Raw genomic sequence first — 18938 nt, forward strand, 5'->3', positions numbered from 1 at the left:
AGTGGGCATGTGCCCACTAGAGTGGGCGCATGCCCACTAAGCCTCTGGAAGAGCCGCGCGGCAACCCCGAGAACGCACCGCACAAGGCCCGGCGGATGGCCGAGTCCTTCGGCGTCGACCCCGAGCGCTACGACCGCACGCGCCCCCGCTACCCCGAGGCCCTGGTCCGGTGGATCGCCGCGTCGGCCCCCGGGTCCGAGGTCCTCGACGTCGGCTGCGGCACCGGAATCGCCGCCCGGCAGCTGCGCGATGCGGGCTGCACGGTCCTCGGCGTCGACGTCGACGCGCGCATGGCCGCGTTCGCACGCACCCGGGGCCTCGACGTCGAGGTGGCGGCGTTCGAGACGTGGGACGCCGCGGGCCGCAGGTTCGACGCGGTCGTCGCCGGGCAGACCTGGCACTGGATCGACCCCGTCGCAGGCGCCGGCAAGGCTGCCGAAGTGCTGCGCCCCGGCGGCCGGATCACCCTGTTCTGGAACGTGTTCCGCCCCGCACCCGAGGTGGCGGAGGCCTTCACCGAGGCCCATGCCCGCGCCCTGCCCGACGCGCCCCGCAACCCCTGGGCGCGGCCCGTCCTCGACGCGTACGGCGGCATCGTCGCCAAGGTCGCCGACGGCCTGCGCGCCACTGGTCGCTTCGACGAGCCCGAGGAGCGGCGCTTCGACTGGGAGTGCACCTACACCCGCGACGTCTGGCTCGAGCAGCTGCGCACGAGCGGCGAGGCCGTCCACTACTCGCCCGAGCAGACCGAGGACCTCCTGGCCCGCACGGGCGCCGCGATCGACGCCCTCGGTGGCTCCTTCACGATGGCGTACGCCGCGACGGCCGTGACCGCGACCAGGACCGAGAACTGACGAAGCGTCAGTCGATGGGTGCCTTGGCCCGCGGGTCGATGGCGTCGAGCTTCGGGTACGGGCGCGGATAGCGGGCGCCCAGCCCGTAGGTGTCGGCCAGCAGATCGGCGAACGCCGCGGCGATGCGCACCTCTCCGTCGGGATTGGGGTGCGTGCCGTCCCAGGTGTGCTCCGGCGCCCGGAACTCCCGTGCCGTCTCGGCGACTTGGGCCTCCTGCTCGGCGGCCACCCGCCGGATCTGTTCGTTGGTCGCCGCGACCTTGGCCGCGAACTCCGGCTCGTCCAGGGCCTTCCGGGTCTCCAGGACGGTGCCGAGCACGATCCGCAGGTCGGGCGCGGGCCTGCGTGCGTTCGCGATGAACTCGCGCAGGTTGTCCGCGAACGCGGGCGGCTCGACGCCGTACCAGAACAGGTCGTTGATGCCGAGCAGGACGAGCAGGTACTCCGGCTCGTACTCGGCGACCTTGGCCTCGATCACGTCCTTCTCGGTGAGATAGGGGCGGCCCCACTGGGCGTCGTGATCGCGGTCGAACTCCGCGTCGGCGTACGTCGCGTCGTCGTCGCCGACCTCGGCGGTGCGGATGTTGTCGAGCGTGGCCTTGGGGCCGACGAGATCCACGCTGACGTCGTGGTTCTTCAGGTGCTTCCAGAAGAAGTAGCGCCAGGTCCAGTCACCGCTGCTGCCGTGGCTGATCGAATCGCCGACGATCATGATGGGGATGTCACCCTCGGGTGGCTTCTTCACGACTCCTCCTTCGTTGTCCTGCTGGTGGACCGCCAGCCCTGTCCGGGCACGTACCGGCGGACGACGCGGGCGGGGACGCCCGCGATGACGCAGTGGTCGGGGAACTCGCCGCGCACGACCGCCCCGCCGGCCACCGCCACGTTCCGGCCGAGCCGGGTGCCCGGCAGCACGATCACACCGGTGCCGAGCCAGCAGCCGTCGCCGATCACCACGGGGTCGTTCGTCGGTATCTGGCGGCCGATGGGCTGTGCCAGGGCGTCGTAGGAATGGTTCTGATCGGTGACGTACACGTACGGCGCGATGAACACGTCGTCGCCCACGACGATCCGCCGGTGGCCGACGATGTGGCTGCCCCGGCCGATCGAGCAGCGGCTGCCGATCGTGACGACGGTGCCGGGGCCGAGGTCCTGGCCCGGCAGGAATCCGGCGGAGATGCTGACCTGCGCCGCCACGAGCGTCCCCGCGCCGATCTCGATGTGCCGCTCACCGAAGATCGCCCCCGGCGGGAAGGCGATGCACACCCCCTCGCCGATCCGGGCGAACCGCAGCCGCCCGGGGCGGTCGGCCGAGACCCGCCCGTACTCCTCGGCCAGGGACCACAGGCGCCGCACCACGTCGCACGCCAGCCGGTGAAACCACTCCGCAGAGCTCGTCGCCATGGCCGCGCCTTTCCTCGACAGAACCCTTCAGCACCTGGAGTCTCCGCAACCCCGCCCGTCGATGCCTGCGGTCGGGGCCATGTGGGGGACGCGCACGGATGTGCTCGGGGCTCGGCGGCGCACGACGGCGCACCGCATGGCCGTCGCGGTTGCGCCTCGCACAGAAATGCGGATCACCGCTCGTTCCGGTCGACAAAGCACAGCGACGGGTGTGACGCCTGCTCAGGAAGGACAGTCGGTTGTCGAATGACCGAGATCATCTTCGGGAAAGGGCAGTTGAGGAGAAGAATGAGTAGCGACACCCCTCAAGAGACGAAGCGTTTCGCCGTGCCGGCGCGGCGGGCCCGCGAGCTGACCGAGTCACGCGGCTTCGGGGTCGCCGTCATGTCCGCCATCCTGGGCAACGCCGTCCTGCTCGGCCTGGAGACCTACGCGGGATTCGCTGCCCGGCAGCACGTGTTCCTGGGCCGCCTGGAGAACGGATTCCTCGCGTTCTTCACCTTCGAAGTCGCCCTGAGGGTGGTGGCGCACCTCGACCGCCCCAAGGAGTTCTTCCGCAACCCGTGGAACCTCTTCGACGCGCTCGTCGTCATCGGCGCGTTCCTGCCGGTCCTCGGCGACAACACCACGCTGCTGCGCCTCCTGCGCCTGTTCCGGGTGCTGCGCACCGCCCGCTACCTGCCCCAACTGCGTGTCATCGTGGTCGCGTTGGGCAAGAGCGCACCGGGCACCGTGAGCTTCCTGATGGTCGGCACCCTGATGCTGTACGTGTACGCGATGATCGGCTGGCTCTGCTTCGGGACCACCGACCCGGAGCACTACGGATCCCTCGGCAGGGCCGCCGTCACCCTGTTCATCCTCATGAGCCTCGACGGCCTCGGCGACGCCATCCACGCGGGCCTCGCGATCTCCCCCTGGTCCCTCACCTTCTACGCCTCCTACGTCCTGCTGAGCTCCTTCATCCTGGTCAACATGCTGATCGGCGTCGTCATCAACTCCATGGAGGAGGCCCGCGAGAGCGAGGGCGACGAGGGCAGCGGCGACCGGCCGGACACGCGTGCCGCGCCTCCGGCCGCCCCCGGCGCGCACGCCGCCCACACCGCCGACGTCCGCGACCGGATCGGCGCGGCACGCCAGGCCCTGGAGGCGGCGGAACGCATCCTGCTCGAGGTCCCGGTCCAGCCCAGGCCCGAGTCAACGGCCGGGCGGACACTCGCTCCCTAGTCGGTGTACACCTCGGCCCGGTCGATGCCGGGTGCCGGGAGCCCAGTCGGCCTCTGGCCTTGTTTGTCGTGAATGCGCGCCTTTGCTGTTACGCGGCTTATGTCTGACCTTGATGTGAAGTGCGTAGCTTCGTGGTCGTGGCCGCCGCGGCACGAGGCGGCCGCCTTCCGACCGACCGCGCCACGGAAAGGCCCTCCCATGCGTCCGATCTCACGCGTCCTGCGCACCGGCATCGTCACGACCACGGCCGCCGTCGCCCTCGCCACGGGGGCGGCTTCGGGGGCGCTGGCCGCGGGGCACCCCGCGGGCGGGCAGGTGCGGACCGTCGCGCTGGCGGCCGAGGGATACAGCGCGACGGTCTCGCGGCTCGGCCCGCACGCCTACCGGGCCGAGATCACTGATCACGGGAAGAAGGCCGCGACGCTGCTCGCCCGCGGCAAGCGCGCCGCGACCGACGTGCACGGGCTGCGGGTCGAGCTGTCACCGGACGGGGCCGTCACCAGTCGGCCGACCGCGTCCAGGCATGGGCATGGGCATGGACATGGACATGGGCAGGGGCACGGGCACTCGCCGGACGCGAAGGCCTCCCCGAGCACGGGATCCGCCGCGGAACCCACCCCGTCCCCGGGCGACACCACGGCCCCGGACGGTCAGGGTTTCGACGACGGCGACATCGTCGGTATCGGCGTCGCACCGTCGGTGCCTTTCGTGCCTCTCGTGCCTTCTGTGCCTTCCGCCTCGTCCGCCGCGCTGCCCGGCGCCTGAGTCGTGGCCGCGCACCACGCCCGGCTGCGGGCCCTGCTGATCGTCGTCGGAGCCCTCGCCGCCACCACCATGCCGACCGTGGCCGCCTTCGCCGAGCCCCCGCCCGTGCCGGTCACCGAGTCGCACACCACGCCCCGCGAGGAGATACAGCCCGCGGCGCACATCGTCGGGGAACTCGCACGCAAGACCGTCCACCGGTTCACCGGCAAACCGCTCGGACTCGTACCGGAGAAGTCCGTGCCGCAGGTGCGCCTGAAGGCACCGCAGCGCACCGGCCCCGATCAGTCGGTGCCGGTGAAGGTGAAGGTGCCGTCGAAGGTGCAGGTCACTGCGCGAGCGGCTGGTTGAAGCGCAGCAGGTTCCCCGCCGGGTCGCGGAAGGAGCAGTCGCGGACGCCGTAGAACTGGTCCATCGGCTCCTGCACCACCTCGGCGCCCGCCTCGCTGAGCCGCTTGAACGTGGCGTCGCAGTCGTCCGTCGTGAAGAGCGCGGCGCGCAGCAGCCCCTTGGCGAGCAGTTCGGCCATGACCTGCCGGTCGGCCTCCGACGCGTTCGGATCGGCCAGCGGCGGCTCGAGGACGATGCTGACGTCCGGCTGCGCGGGCGAGCCGACCGTCACCCAGCGCATCCCCTCGTACCCGACGTCGTTGCGCACCTCGAGGCCCAGAACGTCGCGGTAGAAGGCGATCGCCCTGTCGTGGTCGTCGACGGCGATGAAGCACGTGGAAAGCTTGATGTCGTCCATGTGCAGCAGCCTACGACCGGGCGGCGGGGCCCGCTTCTCCGTTTCTGACGGGCCTCGTGCGGATCTTCACGATGCAGGCGGGGATGGCCGCCGCCTCGTCGTGGTTGCGGGCCCGGTAGGCGCTCGGGGTCTCGCCGACGAGCTCGGTGAAGCGCGAGCTGAACGAGCCGAGCGACGTACACCCCACCGCGAAGCAGACCTCGGTCACCGTCTGGTCGCCGCGCCGCAGCAGCGCCTTGGCGCGCTCGATGCGCCGGGTCATCAGATAGCTGTACGGGGTCTCGCCGTACGCGGCGCGGAAGCTGCGGGAGAAGTGGCCGGGGGACATCAGCGCCTGCTGGGCGAGCGCCGTCACGTCGAGCGGTTCGGCGTAGTCGCGGTCCATGCGGTCGCGCACCCGCCGCAGGCGGACGAGATCGTCGAGATCCTGCCGTTTCACCCCAGGAGTCTCCCACAGCGTCCGATCCGCGGCTCAGCAATCGGCGACCCAGCTGCCGTGGAAGCCGAGCGGCACCCGACCCGGCAGCTGGACGCGGGCCAGCGGGTGGCCCGTGAAGTCCTGCGCGGACAGGATCAGCAGGTCCGTCGCGCCCCGGTCGGGGTCGTGCACGTAGGACAGGACGTAGCCGTCGTCCTCGTCGCGCGCTCCGCGCCTGGGGACGAACACGGGCTCGCTCGCCGCCGCGCCGCGCGCGAAGCGGTGCACCTGTCGGCTGCCGCGCAACAGGTCGTGCTTGACGAGGCAGTTGGTGAACTTGTCGTCCGGCGGGACCCCGTCCACGGTCTCGTACGCGCGCCACATCTCGGCGGCGCTCGCCGCGTACCCGTAGCGGTGCCGCCGCGAGACGAGGGACTCGTTCACGCGGGGGAACTCCTGTGGCAGGCCGTCCAGTCGGGTGCGCGTGACCCGGCCGGCGCGCAGGTCGACGACCCAGCGGTCGAGCGTCGGCGTACCGAGCGTGGAGGGGCCGCCGTTGCCGCGTCCTGCGACGTAGAACGGTGCGGGCATGGACGTGTGGTCGAGGACGACGGTGTCGCCCTGGTCGTAGGCGTTGAGGGTGTGCGAGTAGAAGACCGGGTCGATCTCGAACCAGCGGGTCGCGCCGCCGCCGCGCGGCGTCACGCCGATCCGCATCGGACGGCGGTCGTTCCACGCGTACGGCACCGGGGCGCCCGCCTCGGCCGCCGCCGCGTCGAACGTGACGGGCACGTCCACGAGGACCACGTACTTCTCGGTGAGCGCGAAGTCGTGCATCATCGGGGCGCCCGCGAGCGGGATGCGGTGCACGGCGGCCACCCGGCCGGTCCGGTCGATCACGATGTGCCGGACGTGGTCCCACGTCGGGTAGTAGGCCACCGCGTGCAGCTCGTCCGCCGCCGCGTCGTACTTGGTGTGCGCGGTGAACGCGCCCTCGAGCGTGGAGCGGAAGTCGTAGGGGCGCACCGTGTTCAGCTCGCCGTCCAGTTCGTAGGGGAGCGGTCCGCTCTCCTGGAGCGCGAGGACGCGCCCCTTGTACGGGATCACGTGCGTGTTGCACGCGAAGTCGTCCGGCGGGACCTCGCCCCGGTACGGCTCGCCCAGCTTCTTCGCGACCTGGGACGAGCGCACCCACCGGTTGCGGTACCACTCGGCGCGGCCGCCCCGCAGCCGGACGCCGTGCACCATCCCGTCGCCCAGCATCCAGTGGTGCGCCCGCGGGTCCTCCAGGCCCAGGACGTTGGGGCCCGTCCGCAGATAGCGCCCGTCGAGGTCGCGCGGCACGCGCCCGCTCACCTTCAGGTCGAACGCGGTCAACTCCTCGGTGACCGGCGCGAAGGCCCCCTCCAGGAAGGGCAACGCGTCCTTGCCCCCGGCCGTCGGCCGCCCGGCGGCCACGGCCTGACCTGCGGGTCCGAACCCGCCGACCACGCTGCCCGCCGCCGCGAGCGCCGCACCCTGCAGAACCCTGCGTCGCGTAGGTCCGCTCATCGTCTGTCTCCCTGTAGTTGCGTCCGTCACCTGCCGAGGTCTCAAATCCTGCTCCGGCAAAGGCAGTTGGACAGGAGGCCTGGGACCCGGACCGGGGGTGTCGCCGGCACCACCCCGGGGGTGTGGCAGAGTTCGGGGACGATCGGCGTACGGGGGAGCAGTGACGGACGATACGACCAGGTTCACCTGGGGCCTGATGATGTCGTGTCTGGGCGGCGGGCTCGGCGGGGTGCGGATGACGACCCGCCCGGTCGGACACGTCACCGGGACGCGCGCCGAGGCAAGGGAAGCGCTGCACCGGCACGTGCTCGGCTTCGAACCGCGCCACCCGCTCAATCTGGAGCGACGCACGGTGTACGAGAGCGGCGAGGGGTACCTCGTGATCGCCGAGGGTCTCACCCAGACCTTCGAGTACGAGTTCAAGCTCGCCCGCGTCGTGCACGACACCCGGCCCGCCGCGCCCGTGGTGCCCCCGCAGCCGCTCGCACCCCCGCCTCCCGTCGGGCCGCCTGCACTGGGGTGAGGGGCGACGCGTGGGACGCCAGAGGTCCCGTCGGCCGCGTCGTGCGCCGCTTCGTGCCTCAATCTCCGACCCGGGCGCCGTCGCCCCTCTCTCTGCGCGTGCTGTGCGCCCCCGCCCGGAGGTTCGCGCCGGGCGGGCCCCGGTGATAACGCTGGAGGCACAGGCTCAGCGGACGGGGTGATGAAGGGAATCGGCATGGCACCTCAGGCAGTTCTGGAGTCCGGGCGGCTGTCCGCCATCGCGAAGATCCTCGACCGGGCGGGCGGTCACCTCAGCGCCGCCGTCCACGACGACGCGGAGACGTCGGGGATCCGCTCCCTGCTCGAACTCTCGCGCAGCGCCTCGTACGAGGTGACCTGCGCCGTGCGGCACGCGGGAACCGGCGATCTGCGCCAGGCCCACGCCCATCTGGAGGCGGCGCGCACCGCACCCGACAAACTCGCCGTGCCGACCGCCGGCATGCCGCGCCCGCTGCCCGCGGGGGTGCGCACCGCGCTCCAACTCCTGCGCGGCATCACGGGGTTCTTCAGCGCGGAGACGGAGGACGCGTTCGTGCGCGCGCTGAGCATCGACGTCGGGACGGGGAGCGCGGTGGGCGCGTAGGGGCGGCAGCCCGGGCGGGGTAGCGGCGTCACTCTGCGCATCGCAGGTCGCCGGTGAGCGTCCCGCTGTGATGGGATCGGTCCTCATGGACGCGCCGTACGACCCTTCCGCCGACCCTGCGGGAATTGCCGACCCCACCGACCTTGCCGACCTGATGGCCCGGACGGAGCGGAACCTGGCGGAGCACGCCTGCCACCTCCATCGCCGCCTCGACGGTGCGCGCGTCACCGAGAGCGCCGACCTGCTGATCGCCGACAGCGGCCTGGACGACGACACGTTCAACATCGTCGCCGCGGCCCGCTTCACCGAGGCGACCGCGCCGACCCGGATCGACGCGACCCTGCGGACCCTGACCGCCGCGGGCCGGCCCTTCTCCTGGTGGGTGGGGCCGAGTTCGGCGCCCGCGGACCTCTCGGCCCGACTCGCCCGGGCCGGTGCGCCGCGCGCCGAGACCGAGGCCGCCATGTGGGTCGAGCAGACGGACGCGGTGGCGGCGCCCGCCGCCGACGGACTCGACATCCGGCCCGTCACCACGCCCGGGCAGCTCGCCCACTACGCGGCCGTCCTCGCCGCCAACTGGTCCCCGCCCGCCGCGACCGTCGCCACGTTCTTCGAGCGGGCCGCCCCGCAGGCGCTCGCCGCCGACTGCCCGGCGCGCTACCTGGTCGGATACGCCGAAGGGCGCCCGGTCGCCACGGCCGAGGTCTTCCTGCACGCGGGCGTCGCCGGGATCTACAACATCAGCACCCTGGCCGCGCAGCGCCGCCGCGGATTCGGCGGCGCCCTCACCCGTGCCGCGCTGCTCACGGCCCTGCGCCACGGCCACCGCATCGCCGTCCTGCAGGCCTCGGCCGACGGCGAACCCGTCTACCGGCGCCTCGGGTTCCGGCCCTGCGGCCGCTTCACCGAACACGCCGTCGGCCGTACGTGACCAGGGCCCCGGCCGAGGTCGTGCGTCATCCCGACGGCTGCCACCAGGACACCGAGACCACCGTCGGCTCCATGCTGATCCGGGCCACCGCCGACTCGACGGTGGTGCTGCTCGCCCCGTTCGTCGTGATCTGCGCGCGCAGCCGCACCTGGGCGTCGCCGTCGGCGCGGGTGGACGACACCGCGTGCAGGCGGCTGTCGGGGGTGGTGAGCGACTGGACGAGCAGCGTACGGACATGGGGCTCGTCGGCCCGGCCGACCACCGCCTCCACCTGGTACGGCGTCGGCACCTCGTCGCCGGAACCCGGCTGCCGGTCCATGCGGCCCGCGAGGCCCCGCACCGCCGTGTTCACGACGACTACCGCCCCGGCCCCCGCCAGCGCGTACCCGCCGAGACCGGCCCCTGCCAGGGAGCCCACGGCGGCCGAACACCACAGCGTGGCCGCGGTGTTGATGCCGGTGATGTTGAGCCCGTCGCGCATGATGACGCCCGCGCCGAGGAAGCCGATCCCGGACACGACCTGCGCCGCGACCCGGCTGGGGTCGCCCGAGCCGAACGAACTGGACAGCAGCACGAACAGGGCGGACCCCGTGGCCACCAGCGTGTGCGTGCGCAGCCCGGCCATGCGCTGGCGCCACTGCCGCTCGACGCCGATCAGCGCCCCGCTCAGCAGACCGGCGCCCAGGCCGGTCACGAAGTGTGTCGTCTGCACGGCCTACTCCTCCAGCTGCGCGTCGGTGCCGGTCAGCAGGCGGTACTCCGCGCGGTCCGCGTCGTAGCCGAACAGCTCGGCGTAGCGGCCCCAGTCGGTGGCCGTGTCGAGCTGCCGCTGCACCTGCTCGCTGGTGAAGTGGTGCGCCAGGACGTCGCGGAAGAACCCGGCGCGCTGCCTGCCCCTGGGGTTCTGCCGCAGGCTGCCCGCGATCAGCTTCACCAGCGGCGCGTGCCAGACCGCCGTGCCGAAGATCCGCTTCGACTCCTGCACGTCGGCGCTCGCGAACGCGGTGCCGGCCGGGGTCAACTCCAGCTCCCCGTCGGAGAGTCGGGCGAACCCGAGCAGGTCGAGGGCGTCGACCTGCGGCACCACGTCGTCCACCGCCAGGCCGAGGCCGTCGGCGAGATCGGCCAGGTCGCAGCGTCCGCCGCGGTGCAGCACCAGCTCGGCGAGCCCGGACAGGCCGTCCACGCCGGCCGGCGGGAGCGGGGTGTTGGCGGGGGTGCGCCGTTCGAGCGCCGGGGAACCGCCGGGGGCCCGGGTCTCCTTCTCGCGGCCCGTCATGGTCCGGTAGACGTGGTCGACGATCTGCTCGAACGCGGGGGTCCTGCGGTCCCGGGGCCGGTCGAGATCCACCTCGACGATCTCGCGGACGGTGCCGTAGGGGCGCGAGCCGAGCACGACGATGCGGTCGGCCAGCAGCACCGCCTCCTCGATGTTGTGCGTGACCAGCACGATGGCGCGGGTGGGGAACTGCCCCGACTCCCACAGCTCCATCAGCTCACCGCGCAGGTTTTCCGCGGTGAGCACGTCGAGCGCGGAGAACGGCTCGTCCATCATCAGCACGTCGGGCTCCACGACCAGGGCCCGCGCGAAGCCGACGCGCTGGCGCATCCCGCCGGACAGCTCCTTCGGATACGCCGACTCGAAGCCGTCCAGGCCGATCAGATCGATGGCGCGCCGGGCCGCGTCGGCGCGCTCGGCGGGCCCCAACCCCTTGGCCTCAAGGCCGAGTTCGACGTTCTGGCGGACCGTCAGCCAGGGCAGCAGGGCGAAGGTCTGGAACACCATCGCGGTCCCCGGGTTCGCGCCCTTCAGCGGCTCGCCGCGGTAGCTGACGGTGCCGGAGCTGGCGGGCAGCAGCCCGGCCAGGCAGCGCAGCAGCGTCGACTTGCCGCACCCCGACTTGCCGAGCAGGGCGACGACCTCGCCGTCCCGGATCCGCAGGTCGATGCCGGACAGCACGGGCAGTTCACCGTCGGCGCCCGCATAGCTCTTCGTGAGCCCTTTGGTCCACAACAGGACGCGGTCGGCGGGGCTTTGGGGGACGGGCCGGGGGAGGGGGCGGGGGTGGCGCAGGGCGTAGGGGCCGCGCAGTCCGCGCAGGCTCGCGGTCAGCATCATGGCGTACTCCAAGTGGGGAGAAGGGAAGGGAAGTTCACGGGGGCGCGCGGCTGTGCGTGCCGGTTCACAGGGCGTAGCGGGTCTCGGCGAGCCGGTACAGGCGTCGCCACACCAGCCGGTTGAGCGCCACGACGTACAGGCTCATCACCGCGACACCGGCGAGGAGTTGAGGCGTCTCGCCGCGCTCGGTGGCGTGCGCGATGTACGCGCCGAGGCCGGTCGCGGTGAGCGTGGTGCCGCCGAACGCGACGACCTCGGAGACGATGGAGGCGTTCCAGGCGCCGCCCGACGCGGTGATGCCTCCGGTGACGTACGAGGGGAAGATCCCCGGGAGGATGAGGCGACGCCAGCGCTGCAGGCCGCGCACTCCGAGGTCGTCCATGGCTTCCCGGAGGTCGGACGGGATGGCCATGGCGCCCGCGATCGTGTTGAAGAGGATGTACCACTGCGCGCCGAGCGCCATGAGCAGCGTGCCGCCCACGTCCAGGCTCAGGCCGGTCTTGAGGAAGAACCAGACGGCCAGCGGGAAGAGGAAGTTGGCGGGGAACGAGGCGAGCACCTGCACCACCGGCTGGGCGATGCGCGTGAGCCGCGGCGAGAAGCCGATCCACACCCCGACCGGCACCCAGACCAGCGTCGCGACGACCAGCAGGACGAGGACGCGGACGAGCGTGACGAGCCCGAGCAGCAGGGGCTCGCCGAACACGCCGAGGCCGGTGCGGTCGTCGAGGTAGCGCGCCAGGTCGACCAGACCCCAGCAGATCAGAGCGGCCGCGACGACGCCGAACACGATGTCGCCGGTGCGGCGCGCACGCGCGTTCACGGTCAACTGCCGGTCGTCCGTGCCGAATACGCGGCCCGCCCGGTTCAGTGCGCGGCCGGTGGGGCGCAGGGCGCGGCCGAGCAGCGACGGCCAGCGCGAGCGCCGCACGAAGTCGAGGACCCAGGAGCGCTGGGCGCGGCCGGCCTCCGACTGCTCGTACTTGAAGCGTTCGGCCCAGGCCGTCAGCGGGCGCCAGAACAGGAAGTTCACGCCGATCACGAGCACGGCCATGGTGAGGATCGCCCAGCCGACCTTGCCGAGGTCGCCGTCGGTGATGGCGGCGCCCGCGTACGAGCCGACGCCGGGCAGCGCGTACTCCTGGTGGTTGACGCTGATCGCCTCGGACGCCACGAGGAAGAACCAGCCGCCGCCGAAGCTCATCATCCCGTTCCAGACGAGCCCGATCATGCCCGCGGGCACCTCGACCTTCCAGAACCGCATCCAGCGGGTGAAGCCGAACGACCGTGACAGCTCGTCGAGTTCACGCGGCAGCGTGGTCAGCGAGGAGTAGAAGGCGAACGTCATGTTCCACGCCTGCGACGTGAAGATGGCGAAGATCGCGGCCAGTTCGAGGCCCAGCAGCGATCCCGGGAACAGGGCGATGAATCCGGTGACGGCGACGGTCAGGAAGCCGAGCACCGGGACGGACTGCAGGATGTCGAGCGCGGGCAGCAGCACGCGCTCCAGGCGGCGGCTCTTGGCGGCCGCGTACGCGTAGACGAACGTGAACACGATCGACGCGGCGAGCGCGGCGAACATGCGCAGGAGCGAGCGCGCCGCGTCGTACGGCAGGCGCGCCGGGTCGGTGTCGACCTTGAGCGTCTCGTGCGAGTCGAAGGCGACGGTGGTGCCCTGGCCGACGCGCAGCACGACGAAGAGCAGCACGAGGACGGCGGCGGCGACCGCGGCGTCGATCCAGGAGAAGCGGGCGGACGGGCGGGCAAGGGCGTGCTTGCGGAAAGTCATCGCGAAAACCTCCGGCCACGGCCACGCCGAGGGCAGCCGTCGGCGCGACAGGCGCGCGGGCGCGGCTCAGCCCGGAGGCGTGGGGCGAGGCAGGGAGCGGCCGCCCGGGAAGGGGGCGACGGAAACGATCAGAGAGAAGATCGGAGGGTGCCCGGGAGGCAGTGCGGACTGGGGGGCTCGGAGCGCATGACTGCCTCCTTTCGCGATGGTGCGGCACACGTTCGGTACCGAGTGTGCAGGTAATTGCACTTATGGGCAAATATGGGACAGGGGTGTCACGGCCTCAGGTGGTCAACTGGCCTTCCCCGCAAAGACGTTCCTGAGTTCGTCCAGGGATTCCCGGAAGAAGTCCGCCATGGGGTGCTCCTCCTCGGTATCGGCCCAGCGCTCGAAGCCGACCTTGAAGACGGCCATCGCCGCCTCCGCGGCGAGGCTCGCGGCGTGGGCCGGTACGCCGCGGTCGCGCAGGGTGGTCTCGAGCGCGGCGGACAGCGAGGCGATCTTGATCAGCTCGCGCTCGCGCAGCCCCGGGTGCGCGTTGATGACGTCACGGCGCCGGCGCGCGTAATCGTGGCGGTCGGTGAAGTAGGAGGCGACCGTCTCCAGCGTGGTGGCGATCGCGTCGACCGGCGCGACCGACGCGGGGATCGCGGCCATGGAGTCCACGAACGCCTTCTCCAGCAGTTCCGAGCCGCCGAAGAGCACCTCGCGCTTGTCGGCGTAGTGCCGGAAGAACGTCCGCTCGGTCAGTCCCGCGCGCTCCGCGATCTGTGCGGCGGTCGTCTGCTCGAAGCCGCGCTCGCTGTAGAGGTCCAGCGCTGCCTGCGCGAGGCGGTCGCGTGCGTTCGGTTCCCATCGGCCCATGGCTCGATCCTATGTGATGACGGTGACTGACATCAGTGCTACTGTCGATGTCAGTCACTGACATCGATGGATGCGCGCCCATGCCGAACGCTGCATCCGTCGCATGCATCGCAACCGGAGGTCTTCCCATGCGTGTGTTTCTCACCGGCGCGTCCGGCTGGATCGGTTCGGCCGTCGTCCCGGAGCTCATCGGCGCAGGTCACGAGGTCGTCGGGCTCGCCCGCTCCGACGCCTCGGCCGCCGCTCTCACCGCGGCGGGCGCCCAGGTGCTGCGCGGCACCCTCGACGACCTCGAGACGCTGCGCGGCGCGGCCGCCGCGTCCGACGGCGTGATCCACCTCGCCTTCAAGCACGACCTCGCCTTCACCGGCAGCTTCGACGCGGCCGCCGACGCCGACCGCAGCGCCATCGACGCGATCGGTGAGGCGCTGGCCGGCACCGACAAGCCGTTCGTCATCGCCTCCGGACTCCTCGGCGTGGCGCCCGGGCGGCTCGCCACCGAGCAGGACGGGCAGGCGGGCGGCCCGGCAGGAGCGGTGCCCGGCGGCCCCGCCAAGCGGCAGGCCAACGCGCACGCGGTGACCGCCCTCGCGGAGCGCGGCGTGCGCTCGTCCGTCCTGCGGCTGCCCCCGACCGTGCACGGCGACGGCGACCAGGGCTTCATCCCCACCGTGATCTCCGCCGCGCGGACCAACGGGGTGTCCGCGTACATCGGTGACGGCGCCAACCGGTGGCCCGCCGTGCACCGGGACGACGCCGCGCACTTGTTCCGCCTCGCTCTCGAAAGCGCCCCCGCGGGGTCCACGCTGCACGCCGTCGGGGACGAGGGCGTGCCGATCAAGGCCGTCGCCGAGGTCATCGGGCGCCACCTGGACCTGCCGGTGGTCTCGCTCTCGCCCGAGCAGGCGCCCGCGCACTTCACGTGGATGGCCGGATTCATCGGGCTCGACGGCCCCGCCTCCGGCGCGTACACCCGCGAACTGCTGGGGTGGCAGCCGACGCGGCCCGGACTCCTGGCGGACCTGGAGAAGGGGCACTACTTCAACTAGCTGTTCATGTACGGGAGTTCACGGCCGCCGTTCATACGTGCCGGCGCACCGCCCCCGTGAACCCCACGACGAACAGCGTCGCGAACGCCCACGCCGTGATCTGCAGCGGCCAGCCCAGCGCGACGAGGGCCTGGCCCCACTCGGTGGGCGCCGCCTTGCAGGCCGCGGTCTGGCTCGCCCGCACCAGCGGCAGGCCCATGTCGAGGCCCACGCCGACCTGCTCGACGACCGAGCACCGGGCACCCGGCGTCCCGGACTGCGAGGTGCGGATCAGGGCTCCGTGGGCGCCGAGCGCGAGCGCGGCGGTGACGGACACGACCAGGATGCACAGCAGCCACACCAGGGCCCGCCACGCCTGGTAGCCGTAGCCGATCAGCAGCCCCGACGTCCGGACCCAGGCCCGCTGGGCCACGCCCGCCAGGGCATCGCCCCGCACCTGGTCGCGCCGCTGCGCCATCAGGATCCTGCGGACCTCGCGGTCGTGCCCCGCCGCCCGGTACACGGCCGCCAACTGCTGGTAGGGCTGCGCCGCGTACACCGAGGAGCCGTCCCGGATCAGGGCCAGCATCGCCTGGACGTCCATGCCGCCGGGGATGCCCGAATAGGTCATGCCGTCGAGGCTCACGCGGCCCCGGACGCGGCCGGTGTCCTGGATCCCGCGGACGTCCCACACGAGGTCGCCGTCCACCCGGAAGTTCCCGAAGTCGACCGTGCAGTCACCGTCCTCCTCCGTACGACCGATCGCGCGGAAGTCCCGTGACATGCGCAGGGAGTCGCGGGCCCGCATGTTGAAACAGGACAGTGCGGGCCCGCGGTCGTTCCTGAGCACGGCCTCGCCGAGCAGCAGGCGGGCCTGGATGCGTGCCCCGTAGAGACGGACGGTCGATCGGCGGGAGGAGGACGACAGGATCGAATGGTGCTCGATCCGCACGTTGACCGCGGTCAGGTCGTACGCGGACAGGGCCCCGCCGCGCAGGTTCTCGATGCGGACGCCCTGCAGGTTCAGGTCGCCGCCGAGCTGGGCGCGCTTGAGCTTGACGGCGTCGTCGTCGCTGGAGCAGGTGACGGTCACCTCGTCACCGAGCAGGAAGTCGTTGCCCAGCTGCGCGTTGGCGGCGGAGATCGCGGTGCTGCGCTGCGCCTCGAACGTGGCGCGCTCGAACCGGACGTTGCCGCCGACGCTGATCCCGTCCAGGCGCAGCAGCGGATCGTCGCCCGCGTTGCGCAGGTGCACCTCGCCGAAGACGGAGAGCGAGGCGCCGATCGACGCCTGCAGCAGCGACAGGCAGGTGCCGCCCGTGCTGGACATGGTGACGTGCTCCAGTTGGACGTTGCCCACCACCTGCGAACGGTCCATGTCGATCGACGCGAGCGTGCCCCCGCTGCGCACCTCGGTCCGCGGCCCGATCTTGACGCTGCCGCCCACCTGCGCGTGCGACATCCACACGGCCGAGCCGCCCGGGTTGTTGATCTCCGCGTCGTCCAGGTAGAACCAGCCGCCGACATGGACGCCCGAGAGGTTGACCGCCGCCCGGTCGGTCCTGCCGCTCGCCACGAGCCCGGAGTTGAGGAGCAGCCGCCCCTCGACGTGCATGCCCCGCGCGTGCAGACAGGGCCCCTCCTTGTTCTCGACGGTGGCGGACCGCAGCGACACGTCGATGCCGATGTGCGCGCCCGCCAGGTCGACCAGGGCGCGGGGATCGGCGCCGACCGCCCGGAACCGGCCCTCCATCACGAGGTCCCCACCCACGTCCAGCCCCTGCGCGAACAGCGCCCTCGCCCGCGGACAGGACAGGTACATGTCGCTCAGATTGACGCTGCCCGCGACCTTGGCCGCGGGCATGAAGACCGCCGTGCCCGAACCCGCGAACTTCACCGAGGCATCGGTCAGATCGATCCAGTCCGCGGTGAGCCCGGGAGCGAACAGCGGCGACATGTCCCGGCCCTCGATGCGACAGCCGCGCAGGGTCACGCCGGGGATCGACGCCCCGCGCGCCGACAGGCCGTGCGGGAGATAGCAGTGGTCGAGGTTGAGGGGGTGGGTGGCGCTGATGGAGTCGAGGTTGAGCCGCCCCTCGACGACGGCGCCGCGCACCCGCACGCCGATCGGGTCGACGCTCTGGTCGAGCCGGCCCCGCAGCAGCTCGCGCACGACCTCCGCCCTGATGCGCCGCTGCGGGCCCCACCCGCGCATGGTGGCGACGGTCGCCTCGCCGCCGTCGAGCAGATCGAGGGCCTCGCCGCGGACGGCGCACGTGACGAGCCGCCGTTCGAGGGGCCGCAGCGACCGGAGGCTGCGCAGGTTCACCGGCATGTCTGGAATGTAGGGTGAGGCCCCTGATCCGTCCATAGGGGCCAACCCTCCCGACATCAGGGCGAGTTGGCCCCTATGTGCCCTGGCGGCGCACCAGCTCGGCGATCCAGACGGGCGCGTACGGAGACGTGCAGCCCGGCGACGTCGGGTAGTCCTTGAGCACCCCCAGGCGCTCGCCGATCCCGATCGCCCGCGCGCGGTGCTCGGGATGCTCGATGCCGATCTGCGCGAGGCAGTGGTTCATCGCCCACTGCAGCCGGCCGGGGGCGTCCTTCATCCGCGCCTCGATGACGTCGAGGAGGCCCGTGAGGTCGAGCCCCGCGGGCTTCTTGGCGACCCGCTCGGTGGTCAGGGCCCAGCCGGCGCTCGCGACCACCGGATCGGCGTCGGCGAACCAGGCCGCGCGCAGCTCCTCGGCGTGCGGGCTCTTCTTCACCACGTAGTTCACGAGCCAGTCGTGCACCTTGGGCGTACGTGCCTCGCGCACCATGGCGTCCAACTCGTCCCGCTGGTACGCCTTCGGGCGGCAGATCAGCAGGGCGAGGAGCCGCGCCGCGGAGTCGCCCGTCTCCCACAGGCCGCGCGCCAGGTCCTGCTGCGTCTTCAGCCGCTTCGCGAGCGCGCGCAGCTTGGTGAGGTTCACGCCGTGATCGTCACCGTGCCGCTCGTTCACGGCACGCGCCTTCGGGTCCTCGAGCGCGGCCAGCTCGGCCATCACCTCGGCCACGGTCGTCCCGGCCACCTCTGCCACCTTGGTCTCCTGTTCCGCTGCTCGTCCACGTCTTCGTACGTTCTCGTCTTCGCCGGGTTCGGGAGTCGGCGCTCGGCCGTCAGCCTACGAACGCCCGCTCAGCTCTCCGTGACGGCCGCGCCCGCCGGCCCGTCGGCCTCCGGAGCGGGGTCCGCGGGACCGAGCGGGGCGCCTTCCCACAGCAGGGCCTGCCAGCTTTCGGCGGGAGAGCCGGTGAGCACGACGATGCCGGTGTTGCCCAGGGCGTGGGACGAGGCGTAGGCGACGTCCACGTTGTCGGCCCGCGCCGCGACCCACGTACGGATGGCGGCGCCGTGGCTGACCATGACCACGGTCCCCGCCCCCGACGCCGCGGCCTCGGCGACGACGCCGTCGAAGCGGGCGAGGAACTCGTCGCCGGTCTCACCGCCCGGCATCCGGCGTCCGGTGTCGCCCGCCGACCAGGCGAAGGAGGTCGTGAGGTAGACGGCGACCGCCTCCTCGTCGCCGCGCATCTCCACGTCCCCGGCGGCCACCTCGCGCAGTCCGTCCCTGATCTGTACGTCCAGACCCGTGGCGGCGGCCAGGGGTGCGGCGGTGAGCTGGGTGCGCGTGAGCGTGGACGCGTACAGGGCGTCGATCGTCTCCCGCGCGAGCGCCTGCGGCAGCGCGGCGGCCTGTTCGAGGCCGAGCGGCGTGAGCCCCGGGCCCGGTGCCGCCGTGTCCAGGAGGTGCTTGAGGTTGGACGGGGTCTGGCCGTGACGGACGAGGAGCAGGCGCATGTGCGGAAGCCTTCCGGTGCGGAGTGATCCTTTCCATTGTGCGTTCGGCGAGGACCTGTGCGGCCGAGGGGGTTGTGCCGCTGGGGAGGGGTTGTGCGGCCAAGGGGTCCGTGCGAGCGGGGAGGGGCTGTGCGGCCGAGGGGGCCGTGCGACTGGGGAGGGTCCGTGCGATCGGGGAGGGGTCGTGTGGTCGAGGGGTCTGTGCGATCGGGGAGGGGCCTTGTGGTCGAGGGGGTCGTGCGGCCGGGGACGGGTCCTGTGGTCGAGGGGGCC

Annotated in this window: 20 protein-coding genes; 8 read left to right on the forward strand and 12 right to left on the reverse strand. The window is 72.2% G+C overall.

All coding sequences use genetic code 11. From position 1 onward, the window contains the following. The first annotated feature begins 29 nt into the window (after window positions 1-29). Window positions 30-854, forward strand: coding sequence for a class I SAM-dependent methyltransferase (locus ACIBUY_RS39840; protein ID WP_399155277.1), 825 nt, complete (start codon window positions 30-32; stop codon window positions 852-854). Window positions 855-861: 7 nt separating this feature from the next. On the opposite strand, the gene ACIBUY_RS39845 is transcribed toward ACIBUY_RS39840, so the two are convergent. Together ACIBUY_RS39845 and ACIBUY_RS39850 are read right to left on the reverse strand one after the other, a co-directional pair. Then, complete coding sequence (locus ACIBUY_RS39845) at window positions 862-1599, reverse strand: GDSL-type esterase/lipase family protein (protein ID WP_365576398.1); 738 nt, start codon at window positions 1597-1599, stop codon at window positions 862-864. Continuing rightward, window positions 1596-2258, reverse strand: a complete 663-nt coding sequence (locus tag ACIBUY_RS39850) for an acyltransferase (protein WP_365576400.1) — start codon at window positions 2256-2258, stop codon at window positions 1596-1598. The genes ACIBUY_RS39845 and ACIBUY_RS39850 overlap by 4 nt, the downstream gene beginning before the upstream one ends. Before the next feature lie 288 nt (window positions 2259-2546). Between ACIBUY_RS39850 and ACIBUY_RS39855 the strand changes: the two genes are divergently transcribed. The 3 genes from ACIBUY_RS39855 (at window position 2547) to ACIBUY_RS39865 (ending at window position 4595) form a co-directional block, all read left to right on the forward strand. Next, entirely contained in the window at window positions 2547-3482 is a 936-nt protein-coding gene (locus tag ACIBUY_RS39855) for an ion transporter (RefSeq protein ID WP_365576402.1), read from the forward strand. Window positions 3483-3680: 198 nt separating this feature from the next. Next, window positions 3681-4247 (forward strand): hypothetical protein, encoded by a 567-nt coding sequence (locus ACIBUY_RS39860; protein WP_399155278.1) that lies wholly within the window; start codon window positions 3681-3683, stop codon window positions 4245-4247. Window positions 4248-4250: 3 nt separating this feature from the next. Next, the gene (locus ACIBUY_RS39865) at window positions 4251-4595 is read left to right on the forward strand and encodes a hypothetical protein (protein WP_399155279.1); all 345 of its coding nucleotides are present in this window, start codon (window positions 4251-4253) and stop codon (window positions 4593-4595) included. Here ACIBUY_RS39865 and ACIBUY_RS39870 read toward each other — a convergent pair. The 3 genes from ACIBUY_RS39870 to ACIBUY_RS39880 are packed head-to-tail and all read right to left on the reverse strand — an operon-like array spanning window position 4573 to window position 6961. Further along, window positions 4573-4992 (reverse strand): VOC family protein, encoded by a 420-nt coding sequence (locus tag ACIBUY_RS39870; RefSeq protein WP_399155280.1) that lies wholly within the window; start codon window positions 4990-4992, stop codon window positions 4573-4575. The genes ACIBUY_RS39865 and ACIBUY_RS39870 overlap by 23 nt on opposite strands. Window positions 4993-5002: 10 nt before the next feature. Continuing rightward, the gene (locus tag ACIBUY_RS39875; protein WP_365576410.1) at window positions 5003-5431 is read right to left on the reverse strand and encodes a helix-turn-helix transcriptional regulator; all 429 of its coding nucleotides are present in this window, start codon (window positions 5429-5431) and stop codon (window positions 5003-5005) included. A 33-nt stretch (window positions 5432-5464) separates the two neighbouring features. Continuing rightward, window positions 5465-6961 (reverse strand): carotenoid oxygenase family protein, encoded by a 1497-nt coding sequence (locus ACIBUY_RS39880; RefSeq protein WP_365576412.1) that lies wholly within the window; start codon window positions 6959-6961, stop codon window positions 5465-5467. 160 nt (window positions 6962-7121) lie between these two features. Here ACIBUY_RS39880 and ACIBUY_RS39885 point away from each other — a divergent pair, with 160 nt between their 5' ends. From ACIBUY_RS39885 to ACIBUY_RS39895, 3 genes are all read left to right on the forward strand, one after another. Continuing rightward, complete coding sequence (locus ACIBUY_RS39885) at window positions 7122-7484, forward strand: hypothetical protein (protein ID WP_365576414.1); 363 nt, start codon at window positions 7122-7124, stop codon at window positions 7482-7484. A gap of 195 nt (window positions 7485-7679) precedes the next feature. Further along, window positions 7680-8087 (forward strand): hypothetical protein, encoded by a 408-nt coding sequence (locus ACIBUY_RS39890; RefSeq protein ID WP_365576416.1) that lies wholly within the window; start codon window positions 7680-7682, stop codon window positions 8085-8087. A gap of 154 nt (window positions 8088-8241) precedes the next feature. Further along, complete coding sequence (locus ACIBUY_RS39895; RefSeq protein WP_365576481.1) at window positions 8242-9018, forward strand: GNAT family N-acetyltransferase; 777 nt, start codon at window positions 8242-8244, stop codon at window positions 9016-9018. Between the two features lie 25 nt (window positions 9019-9043). On the opposite strand, the gene ACIBUY_RS39900 is transcribed toward ACIBUY_RS39895, so the two are convergent. The 4 genes from ACIBUY_RS39900 to ACIBUY_RS39915 all read right to left on the reverse strand — a co-directional run bounded on the left by ACIBUY_RS39900 (window position 9044) and on the right by ACIBUY_RS39915 (window position 13790). Then, window positions 9044-9730, reverse strand: a complete 687-nt coding sequence (locus tag ACIBUY_RS39900) for an MgtC/SapB family protein (RefSeq protein WP_365576418.1) — start codon at window positions 9728-9730, stop codon at window positions 9044-9046. A gap of 3 nt (window positions 9731-9733) precedes the next feature. Beyond that, entirely contained in the window at window positions 9734-11134 is a 1401-nt protein-coding gene (locus ACIBUY_RS39905) for a nitrate/sulfonate/bicarbonate ABC transporter ATP-binding protein (RefSeq protein ID WP_399155301.1), read from the reverse strand. A gap of 67 nt (window positions 11135-11201) precedes the next feature. Continuing rightward, a complete protein-coding gene (locus ACIBUY_RS39910; protein ID WP_399155281.1) occupies window positions 11202-12926 on the reverse strand; it encodes an ABC transporter permease in 1725 nt (574 codons plus the stop codon). A gap of 291 nt (window positions 12927-13217) precedes the next feature. Further along, on the reverse strand, window positions 13218-13790 hold the full coding sequence (locus ACIBUY_RS39915) for a TetR family transcriptional regulator (RefSeq protein WP_399155282.1): 573 nt from the start codon (window positions 13788-13790) through the stop codon (window positions 13218-13220). A gap of 128 nt (window positions 13791-13918) precedes the next feature. On the opposite strand from ACIBUY_RS39915, the gene ACIBUY_RS39920 reads away from it, so the two are divergent. Beyond that, entirely contained in the window at window positions 13919-14839 is a 921-nt protein-coding gene (locus ACIBUY_RS39920) for an SDR family oxidoreductase (protein ID WP_399155283.1), read from the forward strand. 31 nt (window positions 14840-14870) lie between these two features. Here ACIBUY_RS39920 and ACIBUY_RS39925 read toward each other — a convergent pair whose 3' ends face one another. The 3 genes from ACIBUY_RS39925 to ACIBUY_RS39935 form a co-directional block, all read right to left on the reverse strand. Next, a complete protein-coding gene (locus ACIBUY_RS39925; RefSeq protein ID WP_399155284.1) occupies window positions 14871-17153 on the reverse strand; it encodes a hypothetical protein in 2283 nt (760 codons plus the stop codon). A 73-nt stretch (window positions 17154-17226) separates the two neighbouring features. Then, window positions 17227-17895, reverse strand: a complete 669-nt coding sequence (locus ACIBUY_RS39930; RefSeq protein WP_399155302.1) for a DNA alkylation repair protein — start codon at window positions 17893-17895, stop codon at window positions 17227-17229. A 107-nt stretch (window positions 17896-18002) separates the two neighbouring features. Next, on the reverse strand, window positions 18003-18665 hold the full coding sequence (locus tag ACIBUY_RS39935) for a histidine phosphatase family protein (RefSeq protein WP_365576430.1): 663 nt from the start codon (window positions 18663-18665) through the stop codon (window positions 18003-18005). Window positions 18666-18938 lie beyond the last annotated feature (273 nt).

It is taken from the genome of Streptomyces sp. NPDC050085, assembly GCF_044460595.1.
GTDB lineage: Bacteria > Actinomycetota > Actinomycetes > Streptomycetales > Streptomycetaceae > Streptomyces.